This window comes from Promicromonospora sukumoe, from assembly GCF_014137995.1.
In the GTDB taxonomy this organism is placed as follows: domain Bacteria; phylum Actinomycetota; class Actinomycetes; order Actinomycetales; family Cellulomonadaceae; genus Promicromonospora; species Promicromonospora sukumoe.
Genome location: NZ_JACGWV010000002.1, coordinates 689,318 through 703,509, shown reverse-complemented (window position 1 = coordinate 703,509; position 14,192 = coordinate 689,318). Strand labels below are relative to the sequence as shown.

At 74.0% G+C, this 14,192-nt stretch carries 15 protein-coding genes; 10 read left to right on the top strand and 5 right to left on the bottom strand.

The window, feature by feature from the left end:
* Nucleotides 1–171 precede the first annotated feature (171 nt).
* Entirely contained in the window at nucleotides 172–681 is a 510-nt protein-coding gene (locus FHX71_RS20140; protein ID WP_182619232.1) for a DUF4307 domain-containing protein, read from the bottom strand.
* Between the two features lie 172 nt (nucleotides 682–853).
* Between FHX71_RS20140 and mca the strand changes: the two genes are divergently transcribed.
* The 3 genes from mca to FHX71_RS20125 are packed head-to-tail and all read left to right on the top strand — an operon-like array spanning nucleotide 854 to nucleotide 2,971.
* Nucleotides 854–1,741 (top strand): mycothiol conjugate amidase Mca, encoded by an 888-nt coding sequence (gene mca, locus FHX71_RS20135; protein WP_182620001.1) that lies wholly within the window; start codon nucleotides 854–856, stop codon nucleotides 1,739–1,741.
* Complete coding sequence (locus FHX71_RS20130; protein ID WP_182619231.1) at nucleotides 1,738–2,160, top strand: hypothetical protein; 423 nt, start codon at nucleotides 1,738–1,740, stop codon at nucleotides 2,158–2,160. Before mca ends, FHX71_RS20130 begins: the two co-directional genes overlap by 4 nt.
* Nucleotides 2,153–2,971 (top strand): carbon-nitrogen hydrolase family protein, encoded by an 819-nt coding sequence (locus tag FHX71_RS20125; protein ID WP_220490216.1) that lies wholly within the window; start codon nucleotides 2,153–2,155, stop codon nucleotides 2,969–2,971. Before FHX71_RS20130 ends, FHX71_RS20125 begins: the two co-directional genes overlap by 8 nt.
* Before the next feature lie 50 nt (nucleotides 2,972–3,021).
* On the opposite strand, the gene trhA is transcribed toward FHX71_RS20125, so the two are convergent.
* Nucleotides 3,022–3,780 carry a PAQR family membrane homeostasis protein TrhA gene (gene trhA, locus FHX71_RS20120; RefSeq protein WP_182619229.1) on the bottom strand — a complete coding sequence of 253 codons (759 nt, stop codon included), beginning with the start codon at nucleotides 3,778–3,780 and terminating at the stop codon, nucleotides 3,022–3,024.
* A 297-nt stretch (nucleotides 3,781–4,077) separates the two neighbouring features.
* Here trhA and FHX71_RS20115 point away from each other — a divergent pair, with 297 nt between their 5' ends.
* Entirely contained in the window at nucleotides 4,078–4,839 is a 762-nt protein-coding gene (locus FHX71_RS20115) for an isoprenyl transferase (RefSeq protein ID WP_182619228.1), read from the top strand.
* A gap of 137 nt (nucleotides 4,840–4,976) precedes the next feature.
* The gene (locus FHX71_RS20110; RefSeq protein WP_182619227.1) at nucleotides 4,977–5,444 is read left to right on the top strand and encodes a MarR family winged helix-turn-helix transcriptional regulator; all 468 of its coding nucleotides are present in this window, start codon (nucleotides 4,977–4,979) and stop codon (nucleotides 5,442–5,444) included.
* Nucleotides 5,445–5,492: 48 nt separating this feature from the next.
* On the opposite strand, the gene FHX71_RS20105 is transcribed toward FHX71_RS20110, so the two are convergent.
* Nucleotides 5,493–6,392, bottom strand: a complete 900-nt coding sequence (locus tag FHX71_RS20105) for a LysR family transcriptional regulator (protein ID WP_182619226.1) — start codon at nucleotides 6,390–6,392, stop codon at nucleotides 5,493–5,495.
* Between the two features lie 87 nt (nucleotides 6,393–6,479).
* Here FHX71_RS20105 and ald point away from each other — a divergent pair, with 87 nt between their 5' ends.
* The gene (gene ald / locus FHX71_RS20100; RefSeq protein ID WP_182619225.1) at nucleotides 6,480–7,598 is read left to right on the top strand and encodes an alanine dehydrogenase; all 1,119 of its coding nucleotides are present in this window, start codon (nucleotides 6,480–6,482) and stop codon (nucleotides 7,596–7,598) included.
* 26 nt (nucleotides 7,599–7,624) lie between these two features.
* Entirely contained in the window at nucleotides 7,625–8,776 is a 1,152-nt protein-coding gene (locus tag FHX71_RS20095; RefSeq protein ID WP_182619224.1) for a glycerate kinase, read from the top strand.
* A gap of 12 nt (nucleotides 8,777–8,788) precedes the next feature.
* Here the strand turns inward: FHX71_RS20095 and FHX71_RS20090 are convergent, their stop codons facing one another.
* Nucleotides 8,789–10,087, bottom strand: coding sequence for an MFS transporter (locus tag FHX71_RS20090; RefSeq protein ID WP_182619223.1), 1,299 nt, complete (start codon nucleotides 10,085–10,087; stop codon nucleotides 8,789–8,791).
* 72 nt (nucleotides 10,088–10,159) lie between these two features.
* Here FHX71_RS20090 and FHX71_RS20085 point away from each other — a divergent pair, with 72 nt between their 5' ends.
* The 3 genes from FHX71_RS20085 to hemQ all read left to right on the top strand — a co-directional run bounded on the left by FHX71_RS20085 (nucleotide 10,160) and on the right by hemQ (nucleotide 13,133).
* A complete protein-coding gene (locus FHX71_RS20085; RefSeq protein WP_182619222.1) occupies nucleotides 10,160–11,038 on the top strand; it encodes a LysR family transcriptional regulator in 879 nt (292 codons plus the stop codon).
* 138 nt (nucleotides 11,039–11,176) lie between these two features.
* Nucleotides 11,177–12,331 carry a ferrochelatase gene (locus FHX71_RS20080; protein ID WP_182619221.1) on the top strand — a complete coding sequence of 385 codons (1,155 nt, stop codon included), beginning with the start codon at nucleotides 11,177–11,179 and terminating at the stop codon, nucleotides 12,329–12,331.
* Between the two features lie 52 nt (nucleotides 12,332–12,383).
* Nucleotides 12,384–13,133 carry a hydrogen peroxide-dependent heme synthase gene (gene hemQ / locus FHX71_RS20075; protein WP_182619220.1) on the top strand — a complete coding sequence of 250 codons (750 nt, stop codon included), beginning with the start codon at nucleotides 12,384–12,386 and terminating at the stop codon, nucleotides 13,131–13,133.
* 91 nt (nucleotides 13,134–13,224) lie between these two features.
* Here hemQ and FHX71_RS20070 read toward each other — a convergent pair whose 3' ends face one another.
* A complete protein-coding gene (locus tag FHX71_RS20070; RefSeq protein WP_312877150.1) occupies nucleotides 13,225–14,139 on the bottom strand; it encodes a class I SAM-dependent methyltransferase in 915 nt (304 codons plus the stop codon).
* Nucleotides 14,140–14,192: the final 53 nt, after the last annotated feature.

Below are 14,192 nucleotides of genomic sequence, written 5' to 3'. Positions count from 1 at the left end.
ACAGTTTTGGCAGCGCGCAGATCCCGGCCGACGATGCGGATCGGGCACGCGCGTCAGCCGGTCAACACAGCGTGTGAAACGACGAGAATACCAATTGCCGGGAAAGACAGGCCAAGACATTCCCCGGTTCCGCTGTGAGCGGACGGCGTATCTATTTCCGAGGGCGAACTCTCAGCGCAGGTCACAGTGGTCGACGACGCCCGTGGTGGCGAGCTCCGTCGTGGCGATCGTCACCACGTTGCGCGTGGTGCGGGCCTCGTCCGGACCCACCTCGACGTCGACCGCGCCGACCTCGGCGAAGCTGCGGCTCAGGGCGGTCACCGTGCACACGGCCTCGGTCCCGGGCGGCATGCTGACGTCGAACGTCACCTCGACCTCCTCGGGGCTCGTCACCGAGAAGCCGACGTCGACGAAGGTCACCGGGTCGCGCCGGGTGTCGACGATCGTGAACCAGGCCGCGATGGCGACACCCGCGGCCAGCGCCAGGGCCACCGCGACGCGCGCGCCCACCGACAGCTTGGGCCGCGGCCGCACGCCGTCGGCCTCGTCCCAGGGGTCCTCCTGGCCGGTGCGCGCCGCCGGCGGCTGCGTCCCGGTGCGGCCGCGGCCGTAGCGGGCGGCGAGGTCCGGCGCCGGCGCGTTCGCGTCGCCGGTGGGGACTGCGGGGTCTGGGTCGGTCATCACAGCTCGCTCGGATCGGAGGTGTCGGTGGTTCGTAGCAAGATTGTCCGTGGACCATCATGGTCCATGAGAGTTGATTGTCTCCCAGACGCTCAGGCTCTCGTACCCAGACCCAGTCCCTGCCCCACAGGAGGACCCCGTGTCCGTACCCGAGCGCGAGCCGCTCCGTCTGATGGCGGTGCACGCGCACCCCGACGACGAGTCGAGCAAGGGGGCCGCCGCGACGGCCCGCTATGCCGCAGAGGGGGTGGAGGTCCTCGTCGTGACGTGCACCGGGGGCGAACGGGGCGACATCCTGAACCCGTCGTTCGAGGTGCCCGAGGGGCACGAGTTCGAGACCATCGAGGGCCGCCGGGCCGTGCGTCGCCTGGAGATGGCCAAGGCCGCCGAGGCGCTCGGTGTGCGGCAGCAGTGGCTGGGCTTCGTGGACTCCGGCCTGCCGGAGGGTGACCCGCTGCCCCCGCTGCCCGAGGGCTGCTTCGCGCTGGTCCCGCTGGAGGAGGCCGCCGAGCCCCTGGTGCGAGCCGTGCGCGAGTTCCGGCCGCACGTCATCACCACGTACGACCCGTCCGGCGGCTACCCGCACCCGGACCACATCAAGTGCCACGACGTGTCGTTCGAGGCGTTCGCCGCCGCCGGCGACCCGGACCGCTACCCGGGCACGGGCGAGCCGTGGGAGCCGCTGAAGCTCTACTACAACCACGGCTTCTCGATGAACCGCATCCGCGCGGTGCACGAGGCCGTCGAGGGTGCCGGGCTGGAGTCGCCGTTCGGCGACTGGGTCGAGTCGCGCGACGCGCGCGAGATCCCCGAGCGCCCGGTGACCACCCTGGTCCCGGTGGCCGACTGGTTCCCGAACCGCGACGCCGCCCTCACAGCGCACGCCTCGCAGATCGACCCCGCCGGGTTCTTCTTCGCGGTGCCGCGCGACCTCGAGGTCGACGTCTGGCCCTGGGACGAGTACGAGCTCGCCGAGTCGCGAGTGCCGCTGCCGGAGCGCGCCCCCGGCGAGTACGAGGCGGACCTCTTCGAGGGCGTCCGGTCGGAGGTCCCCGCATGAGCCCCCTGTTCACCGGCGCGATCGCGCTGGCCACCGAGCCGTCCCCGAACCCGACGGAGGGGCAGCTCCGCCCGGGCCTGGAGACGTGGCAGGTCTCGCCGGGCCTGATCGGCTTCCTCGTGACGTTCGCCCTCGCCGTCGCGTGCGTGCTGCTGTTCCTGAACATGAGCAAGCACCTGCGCCAGGCCGGGCACAACGCCCGCCGTGAGGGGCTGCCGGTCCCCGAGGCCAAGGTCATCCGGTTCAGCCGCCCGGGCGAGGACGGCGCCGAGGGCGAGGGCGACGGCCCGGACGCCGGAAACGGCCCGGCGGACGGCCCGACGTCGGACGACGGCAGCGCCGACGGGCCCGACGGCGGCAGCCCCGCCGGCGCGAACGGCGCCGGGAACGGCAAGGGCACCGGTGGCTCGGTTGGCTGACCGCGAGGGCGTCGTGCGGGTGACCGTCGCCCAGGTGGCGGTCAGCGACGACCACGCGGCCAACCGCGAGACGGTGCGGGACGCGTTCCAGATCGCGGCCCGCGCCGGCTCCGGCCTGCTCGTGCTCCCGGAGTACGCGTCCGCGTACGACCCGCGCGGCGTCGGGCCCGAGCACGCCGAGCCGCTCGACGGCCCGTTCGTCACGCTCCTGCGGGACCGGGCGCGCCAGCACGGGATCGCCGCCGTCGCCGGCGTCACGCTGCCGGGCGCCGACGGCGTCCGCGCGGCGAACGCGCTGGTCGTGGTCGACGCCGCGGGCGAGCTCGCCGGGGTCTACCGCAAGGTGCACCTGTACGACGCGTTCGGGTACCAGGAGTCGGAGCTGCTCGAACCGGGCCCCGCCGACGCAGAGCCCGTCACCCTGCGCCTGGGCGGGCTCACCTTCGGCGTGCTGACCTGCTACGACCTGCGCTTCCCCGAGTCGGCCCGCCGTGTGGTCGACGCCGGGGCCGACGTGCTGGTCTACCCGGCCGCCTGGGTCGCGGGTCCGCTCAAGGCCGAGCACTGGCGCACCCTGCTTCAGGCCCGCGCCATCGAGAACACCGCGGTGGTGATCGGCGTCGGGATGACGGGCAAGGGGGTCACGGGCCGCACGCTCCTGGCGGGACCGGACGGCGTCGTCGGGCTGGAGATGGGGGAGGAGCAGGCGTACCGCACGGTCGACCTGGACCCGGCCCCGCTCGCCGAGGTCCGCAAGGCCAACCCGTCGCTGGCGAACCGGCGCTACACCGTCGTCCCGACCGGTGCCTGAGTGTCGGGAAGCCCGTTCGTCGCGGGCCTGAACGGCACCGCGGCCGGCGGTCAGATGGCGAGGTTGGCCAGGTAGATGGCGACCACGTGGCAGGCGAAGCCGAGCACGGTGCACACGTGGAAGATCTCGTGGAACCCGAACCAGGCGGGGCTGGGGTCGGGCTTCTTGGTGCCGTAGACGATGGCGCCGGCCGTGTAGAAGACGCCGCCCGCGGCGATGAGCCAGACGACGGCCGGGCCGCCCGTGGCCCAGAACGCGCCCATGTAGGCGACGGCGACCCAGCCGAGGGCGAGGTAGACCGGCACGTAGACCCAGCGGGGCGCGTTCAGCCAGAAGATCCGGGCGAGCAGCCCGAGCAGCGCGCCGCTCCACACGATGGCGAGCAGGACCGTGCCCTGGGCCGGCGGCATCAGCAGCACCGCGAGCGGGGTGTACGTCCCGGCGATGATCAGGAAGATGTTGGTGTGGTCGAGCCGGCGCAGCACGGCCTCGGTCCGGGGGGACCAGTTGCCGCGGTGGTAGACGGCGGAGACGCCGAAGAGCAGGCATGCGCTCAGGCCGAAGACCGACGCGGAGATCTTGCCCGCCGCCGTCGGGGCGAGGGCGATCAGCACGATGCTCGCCGCGAGGGCGAGGGGGAACGTCCCGGCGTGGATCCAGCCGCGCAGCCGGGGCTTGACCTTCTTCTCGACCTTCTCGACCGTCGAGGACACCGATGTGGAGATGACGTCGAGCGTCTCCGAGACCTTGTGCGTGACGTCGTCCAGGCGGCCGGCCGGACGGTCGGGCCCGTCTGCTCGCTCTACCACGTGGACTCCTCACCGTCGCCGACCGGTGCCTGCCTGGTGCCGGGACACTACCTACGGTCGCGTAACTTACTCTAGCGTAGGTTAGGTGGTCACCGGCCTGACAAGGGCCTTGTGAAGATCCTGCGCCGGGTTGGCGGGAGTCGCCCGCGCAGTGCTGTCCAGGGGCCCGGGGCGGCGGGAACGTGCGCGTTCGAGGGGTACCTTTGTCCACGTCCTGCCGGGCGGAGAGCCCTGCGTCACAGCTGCCGTCCGGACCGCGCGCCGCGGGTCCGGCGACCCCGATCTCCTGAGGTATCCGTGCGCCTGCCCAGCCCGTTGTACCGCCTCTACGAGCGACGCCTGGCGTTCGCCCTGCACGGAGCGACGCTGCCCCGGCACATCGGCGTGATGCTTGACGGCAATCGCCGCTGGGCGCGCTCGTTCGGCGAGACGGCGGCCACGGGGCATCGCCGCGGCGCCGACAAGATCACCGAGTTCCTCGGCTGGGCCGAGTCGCTGGGCATCGAGGTCGTCACCCTGTGGATGCTGTCGACGGACAACCTGAGCCGGTCGGCCGATGAGCTCAGCAACCTCCTGGACATCATCGAGGACGCCGTCTCCGACCTCGCCGAGTCGGGGCGCTGGCGCCTGCGCGTCATCGGGCGGCTCGACCTGCTGCCCGCGCGCCTCGCCAGCGCGCTGCGCGCCGCGGCCGACCGGACCGCCGGTGTGAAGGGCCTGCAGGTCAACGTCGCGATCGGGTACGGCGGCCGCACGGAGATCGCCGACGCCGTCCGCTCCTACCTCACCGAGCGCGCGAAGGACGGGGCCACGCTCGCCGACCTTGCCGAGTCGATCGACGTCGAGCACATCACGGAGCACCTGTACACCAAGGGCCAGCCGGACCCGGAGCTGGTCATCCGGACCTCGGGCGAGCAGCGCATCAGCGGGTTCCTGATGTGGCAGAGCCAGCACACCGAGTTCTACTTCTGCGAGGCCTACTGGCCCGCCTTCCGGCGTGTCGACTTCCTGCGCGCGCTGCGCGATTTCTCCCTCCGGGAACGCCGCCTCGGGCGGTGACGGGAGCGGCCTCCGCAGTGGCCCGGAACCGGGCCGAACCCGGAAATTCGCATGGTGAAATTCGCCACCACCTGCCCAGGTAGGTGACTGAAAGTTCAGTCAGGTAGCGTGCCGAAGATGACAAGGTGGGCACGCTGATGACCGAGCGACGGGTGCCCTCGGCGCGGGAGGCGGCCGAGGCGTGGGAGTCGTTGTTTCGCGCTCAGGTGACGGTGATGCGCCGGCTCCTGGCGGACGACATCTGGGGCGACCTGAGCATGCGCGAGTACGACGTGCTGTTCACGCTCGCCCTCGCGCAGGGCGAGACGCTCCGGCTGCGGGAGCTCAACGAGAACATCCTGATGGCGCAGTCCTCGCTGTCGCGCATGGTGGAGCGACTCGAGAAGCGCGGCCTGGTGCGCCGCCACCCCTCGCCCGACGACGGCCGGGGCGTCCTGGTCAGCCTCACGCCGGAGGGCTCGGAGACGCAGAAGGAGCTGGGCCGGCGGCACGTGCGGTCCATCGCCCACTACGTGGGTCCCGCGCTGGACGCGGAGGACCTGGACCAGCTGCGGCAGCTCGCCGACGCGCTGCGCGGGGCGCAGGCGGACATCGACGACTTCTGACGCGGGGCGCGGCGGGCCGGCGTGGGGCGCCGGCTGCCGCGGCCCTGGTCAGGCGGCTCGCGCCTGACCGCGCAGCGCCTCGACGACGATGCGCACCGCGGCCCGGTCCATGGTCGTGCGGCGCGCCAGGAGGTGGATGTCTCGCCGGGGCGGGTCGACGAGGTCCAGCGTGCGCACGGCGTAGCGGTCGTGCACGGCGAGCAGCGGCAGCAGCGTGATCGACAGGCCCGCCTCGACGTGGCTCAGCAGCGTGCCGTGGCTCTCGAACCGGGCCACCGCCCGTGGCGTGAAGCCGGCCCGCCGGCAGAGGCGTTCGGCCAGGTCGGCCAGGTGCGCGCCGGGGTGCTCGAACGCCCACGGCTCGTCCGCGAGGGTGGTCAGGTCGACGCGTCCGGAGCGCTCGGCCGTGGCCGTGTCCCGCGCCGTCACGAGCACCACGCGGTCGCCCGTCAGCGGCAGGCGCGTGAGGTCGGCGTCGGGCGGCACGGGCGCGTCCGGGAAGTCCGCGCAGACGGCGACGTCCACCTCGCCGCGCTGGAGCGCACCCCGGCTGACCTGGGGTTCCGCCTCGGTGAGCTGCACGGAGATCCGGGGGTGCTCCTCGGCGAGGGCCGCGACCGCGGGCACCACGATGCCGTGGAACGCGCTCGTGAACGCCGACAGCCGCACCACCCCGGTGGGCTCCGAGTGCAGGTCCGCGATGTCGGCCTCGGCGGCGGCGATGCGGTCGAGGATCTGGGCGGCGTGGCCCGCGAGCGTGACGCCGGCGGGGGTGAGCCGGATGCGTCGTCCGACGCGCTCGAAGAGCTGCGTCTTCGCCTCGGTCTCCAGCGTCGAGAGCTGCTGCGACACGCTGGACGGGCTCAGGTGGGTGGCGTCGGCGACGGCGCGCACCGTGCCGAGCAGGTGCAGCTGGTGCAGCAGGCGGAGGCGCCACGGGTTGAGCATGGAGGACATCCTTGTGCAGGAACGCCGAACATTCTATTCAGAAACGTGGTCTGGACCCGCACACGGCGAGGTGCTTACCGTCGCCCCATGAACATCGGCGTTCCGACGGAGACCAAGAACAACGAGTACCGGGTCGCGCTCACGCCCGCCGGTGCCCACGAGCTGGTCCGCCGCGGCCACGACGTGCTGGTGCAGGCCGGCGCCGGGACGGGTTCGGGCTTCGACGACGAGGCCTACCGGATCGCCGGCGCGCGCACCGTCGGCACGGCCGAGGAGGTCTGGGGCTCGGCCGACCTGCTGGTCAAGGTCAAGGAGCCGATCGAGCCCGAGTACGGCCTGATGCGGCCGGACCTGACCCTGTTCACCTACCTCCACCTCGCGGCGTCGAAGCCCTGCACCGACGCGCTGCTCGCCGCCGGCACCACGGCCATCGCCTACGAGACCGTCCAGCTCGCCGACCGGTCCCTCCCGCTGCTGAGCCCCATGAGCGAGGTCGCCGGACGCCTGTCCGCGCAGGTCGGCGCGTACCACCTCATGCGGCCGCAGGGCGGGACGGGCGTGCTCATGGGCGGGGTGCCCGGCACGCCCCGGGCCCGGGTCGTGGTGATCGGTGGCGGCGTCGCCGGGGAGCACGCGGCGGCGAACGCGCTCGGCATGGGCGCCGACGTCACCGTCCTCGACGTCTCCCTGGCCGCCCTGCGCCGCATCGAGGCGCGGTTCGGCGGGGCCGTGGGCACCCGCGTGTCGACGACGTACGAGGTCGCCGAGCAGGTCGCGTCCGCCGACCTGGTCATCGGGTCCGTGCTGATCCCCGGCGCCGCCGCGCCCAAGCTCGTCACCGACGCCATGGTCAAGACCATGAAGTCCGGCGCCGTGCTCGTCGACATCGCCATCGACCAGGGCGGCTGCTTCGAGCACTCGCGCCCGACCACGCACGACGCCCCGACCTTCGCCGTGCACGACACCCTCTACTACTGCGTCGCGAACATGCCCGGCGCGGTGCCCGCGACGTCCACCCGCGCGCTGACCAACGCGACGCTGCCGTACGTCGTCGCCCTCGCCGACAAGGGCTGGCGCGACGCGCTGCGCGCCGACGACGCCCTGGCCCGCGGCCTGAGCACCCGCGCCGGGCACCTCACCAACGCCGGGGTGGCCGAGGCCTTCGGCGCCGAGGCGGTCCCGGTGGCCGAGATCCTGGCGGCCTGAGCCCCGCGACGGCCTACGATCGGCGCGTGGAGCCGCTGCACATCGTCGTCTGCCCGGACTCGTTCAAGGGCAGCCTGTCCGCGTCCGAGGTCGCGTCCGCGATCGCCGAGGGAGTCCAGGACGCCGCGCCCGGCGCCGTCGTCACGCGCCTGCCCATGGCCGACGGCGGCGAGGGCACCCTCGACGCGCTGCTCGCCGTCTGGGGAGGCACACCCGAGGTCGTCGACACGGTCGACGCGATCGGGCGGCCGACGTCGGCCCGGTGGGCGCTCTCGCCCGACGGGCGCACCGCCGTCGTCGAGCTCGCCGAGGCCAGCGGCCTGCCCGGCGTCTCCGACGTGCCCCTCCAGCCGCTGCACGCCGGCACCCGCGGCACCGGCGACCTGGCGCGCGCCGCGCTCGACGCGGGCGTCGCCGAGATCCTCGTCTGCCTGGGCGGCTCCGCCTCCACGGACGGCGGCGCCGGCATCCTCACCGGCCTGGGCGTACGCCTCCTCGCGGCCGACGGCGAGCAGGTGCCCGACGGCGGCGAGGGGCTCGCGTCCGTCGCGTCCCTCGACCTGTCCGGGCTGCACCCGCGAGCCCGCGACGTGCGCTGGCGGCTCGCCGTCGACGTCACCAACCCGCTGGTCGGCGAGCTCGGCGCGGCGCAGGTGTTCGGCCCGCAGAAGGGCGCCCGCGAGGGCGAGGCGGAGTTTCTCGACGGCGCGCTCGCGCACTGGGCCGACGTGCTGCTGCGGGAGACCGGCGCCTCCGTCGCCGAACTGCCCGGCGCCGGGGCCGCGGGCGGCGTGCCCGCCGGACTCGTCGCGGTGCTCGGCGCCGAGACCACGCCCGGCGCCGTGCTGGTCGCCGAGGCCGTCGGCCTGCCGGCCGCGCTCGCCGACGCCGACCTGGTGTTCACGGGGGAGGGGTCCTTCGACTCGCAGTCGGTCAACGGCAAGGTGGCCGACGGCGTCGCGCGCCTCGCCGCGGCGTCACCCACCCGGCCGCCCGTCGTGGTGCTGGCCGGCCAGGTGCTGCTCCCGGAGGCGCAGGCCCGGGCGGCCGGCATCGCCGCGGCGTTCTCGATCGCGCCCGGCCCGGTCGGGCTGGACGACCTGATCTCCCGCACGGCCCCCCGCCTCCGCGACCTGTCGGCGGCGGTGACGAGCCTGGTGCTCGCGAGCCGCGGCTGACCCCCACCCGTGTCAGACGTACAGGTCCCTCGGGTGACCTGTGCGTCTGACACGGGCGGAGCGGCGGCGTGCCCGCAACCACAGGACCGCAGCGGCGCACGCGAGCACCTGGAACCCGCCGGTGACCACCAGCACCGGCCCCGCCCCGAACGCGCCGATCAGCCCGCCGCCGACCAGCAGACCCAGCGAGGCGCCGCCCGCGTGCAGCACCGTCTCCGCGGTGAACGCCGTGCGGCGGCCCGCGCCCGTGGTGCGCTCCACGATCAGCGCATTGAGCGCCGCGATGCCGAACGGCATGGCCAGACCGCCCACGGCCGACACCACGCCGACGGCGAGCAGGTCGGGCGCGGCCATCGGCAGCGCGAGGTACGCGAGCCCGAACACCACCCACGACGTGATGATCGCCGGGATGCGCGGCACGCGGTGCACCACCAGGGGCACGACGAACGAGACGCCGACGGTCGCGGCGCCGTACCCCGCCATGCCCGCGGCGATCAGCTCGCCCGGGCGGTCGAGCTCGACGCCGAGCAGGGCCAGCCCCAGCGCGAACGCGAACCACGTGACGCCGCCGACCCCGGCGAGCGCGAGGCCGACGGCCAGCTCCGGCTCGCCCCGCAGCACTGACCGCAGCGACGGCGCCTCCTCGTCCCGCGGATCAGCCGGTTCCCGCCGGTCGAGCTTGTCGAGACCCGGCTCGGTCTCGACAAGCTCGACCCGCGCTGCGGTCGAGGCGGCCGAGACCGCCGGCACGGTCAGCATCGCCACCGCGGCCAGCGCGACGGCGGCCGCCTCCCACCACAGCAGCGGCTCCGCACCCCAGCTGACCAGCAGCCACGCGCCCAGCGCGGGCGCGAAGATCATGGAGACGCGGTGCGCCAGGTCCTGCCAGGCCAGCGCCTTGGCGCCGACGTCGGGCCCGTTGCCGGGCAGCTCGGCGAGGTCCGCGGTCAGCGCGCGCTGCGCGGGGGAGAGCAGGGCCGACGTCGCGCCCGTGACCAGGCCGGTCGCGCACAGCACCACCGCGCCGACGCCCACGGTCGCCGCGGCGACGGGCACCAGCATCAGCCCGAGCACCTGGACCGCGAGCACGGCGGCCAGCGCGCGGCCCGACACCAGGTGCCTGCGGAGCCGTCGTCCCCACCACCCGGAGGTGAGCAGCGGCAGCCCGGCGAACCCGCCGACCAGGCCGGTGGTCCAGGCGTCGCCGGTCTGGTCGAGCGCGACCAGCGGCAGCGCGACGGCGGTGATGCGCTGGCCGGTCCACGTGACGAACGTGGTGGCGGTCAGCGTGACGAGGTGAGGGTGGCGCACCCCGCCATCCTGCGGGCGTCGCCGGACACCCGGTAGACAGCCACCGGGCAGGACCGAACATAGGCTGGACCTATGAGCTCATACCCCACGGTCGAGGATCTTCGGCTCGTCGACGCCGTGGCGCGGCACGGCTCGCTGGGCGCCGCCGCCCGCGAGCTGCTGGTCAGCCAGCCCTCGGCGAGCCAGCGGCTGGCCGCCCTGGAGCGGCGCGTGGGCACCAGCCTCTTCGACCGCGACACCACGGGCGCGCGCCCGACGGCGGCCGGCCGCGAGTTCTGCGACCAGGCCGCGCACGTCCTGGATCACCTGGGGTCGATCGTCGAGCGCACGCTGTCGGCGGCGCAGTCGCGCACCGTCTCCGTCGGAGCCTTCCCGAGTATCGCGGGCACGCTGTTCGCGGCGCTCGACGTGCTGCTCGACGACGTCGTGGTGCAGCCGGAGGTGGACCACGGCCCCAGGCTGCTGGAGCGGGTCGAGCGCGGCGCGCTCGACGCCGCGTTCACGGGCATCGCCCGGCAGGTCCCCATCCCGCGCGGTCTCGTGGTCACCGAGGTGGGACGGCACGACCTGGTCGTGCTCCTGCCCGACGGCGCCCCGCCGCCGGGTACCGGTCGGCGCCCCTACGCGGGGCAGACCGTCGTCTACTGCCCGCTCGACCTCAGCGCCGACGCCCTGCACCGGCGGCTCACGGAGCTCGGCGCGCAGGCCCGTCCCGGCGCCACGGCGGAGGCCGCCGTCCGGACGGCACGGGAGCGGCGCTGCGCCGTCGTCGTGCCGGACATGGTGGCGCGCTGGTACGCCGCGCCCGGCGACCGCACCGTGCCCGCGCCGGCCCGCGGGCGCGTGACGCTCTCGATGGTGACCCGCAGCCCGGCGCCGCAGATCCTGCTGGACGCGCTGCCGGGCCTGCGCGAGCGCCTTAGGGAGGGCAACACGCACGCCCGCCCCTGACGTGTCAGACGTACAGGTCCCTCCCGGGACCTGTACGTCTGACACCGGAGAGGTTCTGACAGGGCGTCGGTTCGATGTCACGTCCCCTTCGCCCCTCTCCGGTCGGTCCCGCCCGTCGGACGGTGGAAGGATGTGCGCATGCCCGCGAATTCCCCCCGGCCTGCGGCACAGGACGCCGCGCCGTACGACGCCCTCCTGCTCTACTCCTTCGGCGGCCCGAACAAGCCCGAGGACGTGGTGCCGTTCCTGCGGAACGTCACCGCGGGCAAGGGCATCCCGGACGAGCGGCTCGAGGAGGTGGGCGAGCACTACTACGGGTTCGGCGGCAAGAGCCCCATCAACGAGCAGAACCTCGCGCTGAAGGCGGCGCTCGAGGCCGAGCTCGCCGACCGCGGCCTCGACCTGCCGGTCGTGTGGGGTAACCGCAACTGGGCCCCGTACACGACCGACGCCGTCGACGAGCTGGAGGAGCTGGGGGCCAAGCGCACCGTCGCGCTCGTGACCAGCGCCTACTCCTCGTACTCCGGCTGCCGCCAGTACCGCGAGGACCTCGCGATCACGCTGGACAAGCGTGGACAGCTCGGGGCCGACGGGTCGACGGGCGTGCAGTTCGACAAGGTGCGCTCCTACTTCAACCACCCGGGCTTCGCCGAGGCCAACGTGGACGCCGTCGTCGAGGCGTACGCCGAGCTCGAGGCGAACGGCGGGTCGGGGGCGGCCGCGAAGCTCGTGTTCGTGACGCACTCGATCCCGGACACCATGGAGGCGGCGTCGCGTATCTCGCACGCCACGTACTCCGAGCAGCACCTGGACCTGGCCGAGGTGGTCGCGACGCGCGTCGCCGAGCGGCTCGGGCACGAGGTGGCGTGGGACCTGGCCTACTGCTCGCGCTCCGGCCCGCCCAGCCAGCCGTGGCTGGAGCCGGACGTGAACGACCACCTGGAGGTCCTCGCCGGCGAGGGCGTGCGCGACGTCGTCCTGTCGCCCATCGGCTTCATCTCCGACCACATGGAGGTCGCCTACGACCTCGACACCGAGGCGCTGGCCACGGCCAAGGACCTCGGCATCACGGCGGTGCGAGCCGGTACTGTCGGCACCCGGGAGCCGTTCGTCCGCGGGCTCGTCGACCTGCTCCTGGAGCGGGCGGCCCTGGCCCGCGACGAGCAGGTCACCGAGGCGACCGTGGGGTCGCTCCCGGCGCTCCGCTCCGTCTGCGCCCCGGGCTGCTGCCTGCGACGCGACGGTGAGCCGAGCGGCATCCCGGCGCTGTGCAGCACGGACCTGAGCTCCTGAGGTCCGCGGCCCGACGGCGGCCCCGACCCCGCGCCACGACAGAGAGGCAGACATGAACGACACGCACGTGCACGGGGACTCCGGGCACGAGATCGACACCGCGGCGATCAACGAGGGCATCCGCTACACGATGTTCTCGGTCTTCTCCGTGACGGAGACGCTCCCGGCGGACGGTGACGAGCGCAAGGCGGTCGTGGCCGAGGCCGAGTCCGCCGTCGGCGGAGGTGCCGACCCGGCTGCCACCGAGGGCGACCTCGTGGTCCGTGGCTGGTACGACGTGGGCGGCCTGCGCTCCGACGCCGACCTCATGCTGTGGACCCACGGCCCGTCGATCGAGGCCGTGCAGGGCGCCTACCAGCGGCTGCGCGCGTCCGAGCTCGGTCGCTCGCTGGAGCCCGTGTGGTCGGTCGCCGCGCTGCACCGCCCCGCCGAGTTCAACCGCGGCCACGTGCCGGCGTTCCTCGCCGGCGAGACGCCGCGCGACTACCTGTCGGTCTACCCGTTCGTGCGGTCCTACGACTGGTACCTGCTGCCCGAGGCGGAGCGCCGCACCATGCTGCGCGACCACGGCATGGCGGCGGCGCCCTACAAGGACGTCCGGGCCAACACCGTCTCGGCGTTCGCGCTCGGCGACTACGAGTGGATCCTCGCGTTCGAGGCCGACGAGCTGCACCGCATCGTCGACCTGATGCGCGACCTGCGTGCCACCGAGGCCCGCCGGCACGTGCGCGACGAGATCCCGTTCTTCACGGGCCCGCGCACGAGCCTCGCCGACTGGGCGGACCGCCAGCCCCTGAGCTGACGCCGCCCGGCTGGGTGGCCGGGCATTGACTTCGGTCGGTTGCTTTGAGACCGGTCCATCACTGGACCGGTCTCAACGCAACCGACCGACCTCATGTCCGGGGTGCGGTACCTACCAGGGCTGTGGCGCCCAGGTCGTCGTCCGTGAGGACCGTGGGGACCAGCCCGGCCGCCTCCAGGTGCCCGACGGCGGCACTCACCTGGGCCTCGCCCGTCTCGACGAGCAGGTGGCCGCCCGGGCGCAGCAGCGCCGGGGCCAGGGCGATCACGCGGCGCAGGATCGCCAGGCCGTCGTCCCCGCCGTCGAGCGCGGCGTGCGGCTCGTGCTCGCGGGCCTCGGGCGGCATCATCCCGATCGCGTCGGTGGGCACGTAGGGCGCGTTCGCGACGAGGACGTCGACGCGGCCCCGCACGTCGCCGGGCAGGGGAGCGGCGAGGTCGCCGGCGTAGGTGTACGCGCTCAGCCGCCCGGGCGCTTCGGCGTGCGGCAGCGCCGTCCCCGCCGCGCGTGCGGCGAACGACACCGTCGCCAGCGCCTCCAGGTTCTCGTGCGCGCAGACCACGGCCACGGGGTCGACGTCGGCGGCGTGCACCTCGACGTCGGTCCCCGCCGCCAGGAGCCTCGCCGCGACCGCACCACCCAGCGCCCCGCAGCCGCAGCACAGGTCGACGAGGAGCACGGGACGGCCGACGACGGCGAGCGTCGAGGCCCGCGCGGTGGCCTCCCGGACCAGCAGCTCGGACCGCTGCCGCGGCACGAAGACGCCGGGCGCCACGATCCAGCGGCGGCCGTCGAGCTCGGCCCAGCCCACGAGGTGCTCCAGCGGCAGCCCGTCGACCCGCGCCGCCACGAGGGACTCCAGCCGGGCGTCGTCGAGCACGCCGCCCGCCGAAGCGGCCTCGACCAGAATCCGCGCCTCGTCCTCGGCGAACACGCAGCCCGCGGCGCGCAGCCGCGCGACGAGCCGGTCCGTCTCCTGTTCCCGCTCCACCGCGTGTTCGTCCACCGGGCGAGCGTAGTGCGCCGTCACCGCCGGTCACCTGACTTTGGGTGCCCCTG

Bases quoted from the DNA above. Each gene is read 5' to 3' on its own strand.
- FHX71_RS20140 (WP_182619232.1), bottom strand. From the start codon at position 681: ATGACCGACCCAGACCCCGCAGTCCCCACCGGCGACGCGAACGCGCCG.
- mca (WP_182620001.1), top strand. From the start codon at position 854: ATGGCGGTGCACGCGCACCCCGACGACGAGTCGAGCAAGGGGGCCGCC.
- FHX71_RS20130 (WP_182619231.1), top strand. From the start codon at position 1,738: ATGAGCCCCCTGTTCACCGGCGCGATCGCGCTGGCCACCGAGCCGTCC.
- FHX71_RS20110 (WP_182619227.1), top strand. From the start codon at position 4,977: ATGACCGAGCGACGGGTGCCCTCGGCGCGGGAGGCGGCCGAGGCGTGG.
- FHX71_RS20105 (WP_182619226.1), bottom strand. From the start codon at position 6,392: ATGCTCAACCCGTGGCGCCTCCGCCTGCTGCACCAGCTGCACCTGCTC.
- ald (WP_182619225.1), top strand. From the start codon at position 6,480: ATGAACATCGGCGTTCCGACGGAGACCAAGAACAACGAGTACCGGGTC.
- FHX71_RS20085 (WP_182619222.1), top strand. From the start codon at position 10,160: ATGAGCTCATACCCCACGGTCGAGGATCTTCGGCTCGTCGACGCCGTG.
- FHX71_RS20080 (WP_182619221.1), top strand. From the start codon at position 11,177: ATGCCCGCGAATTCCCCCCGGCCTGCGGCACAGGACGCCGCGCCGTAC.
- hemQ (WP_182619220.1), top strand. From the start codon at position 12,384: ATGAACGACACGCACGTGCACGGGGACTCCGGGCACGAGATCGACACC.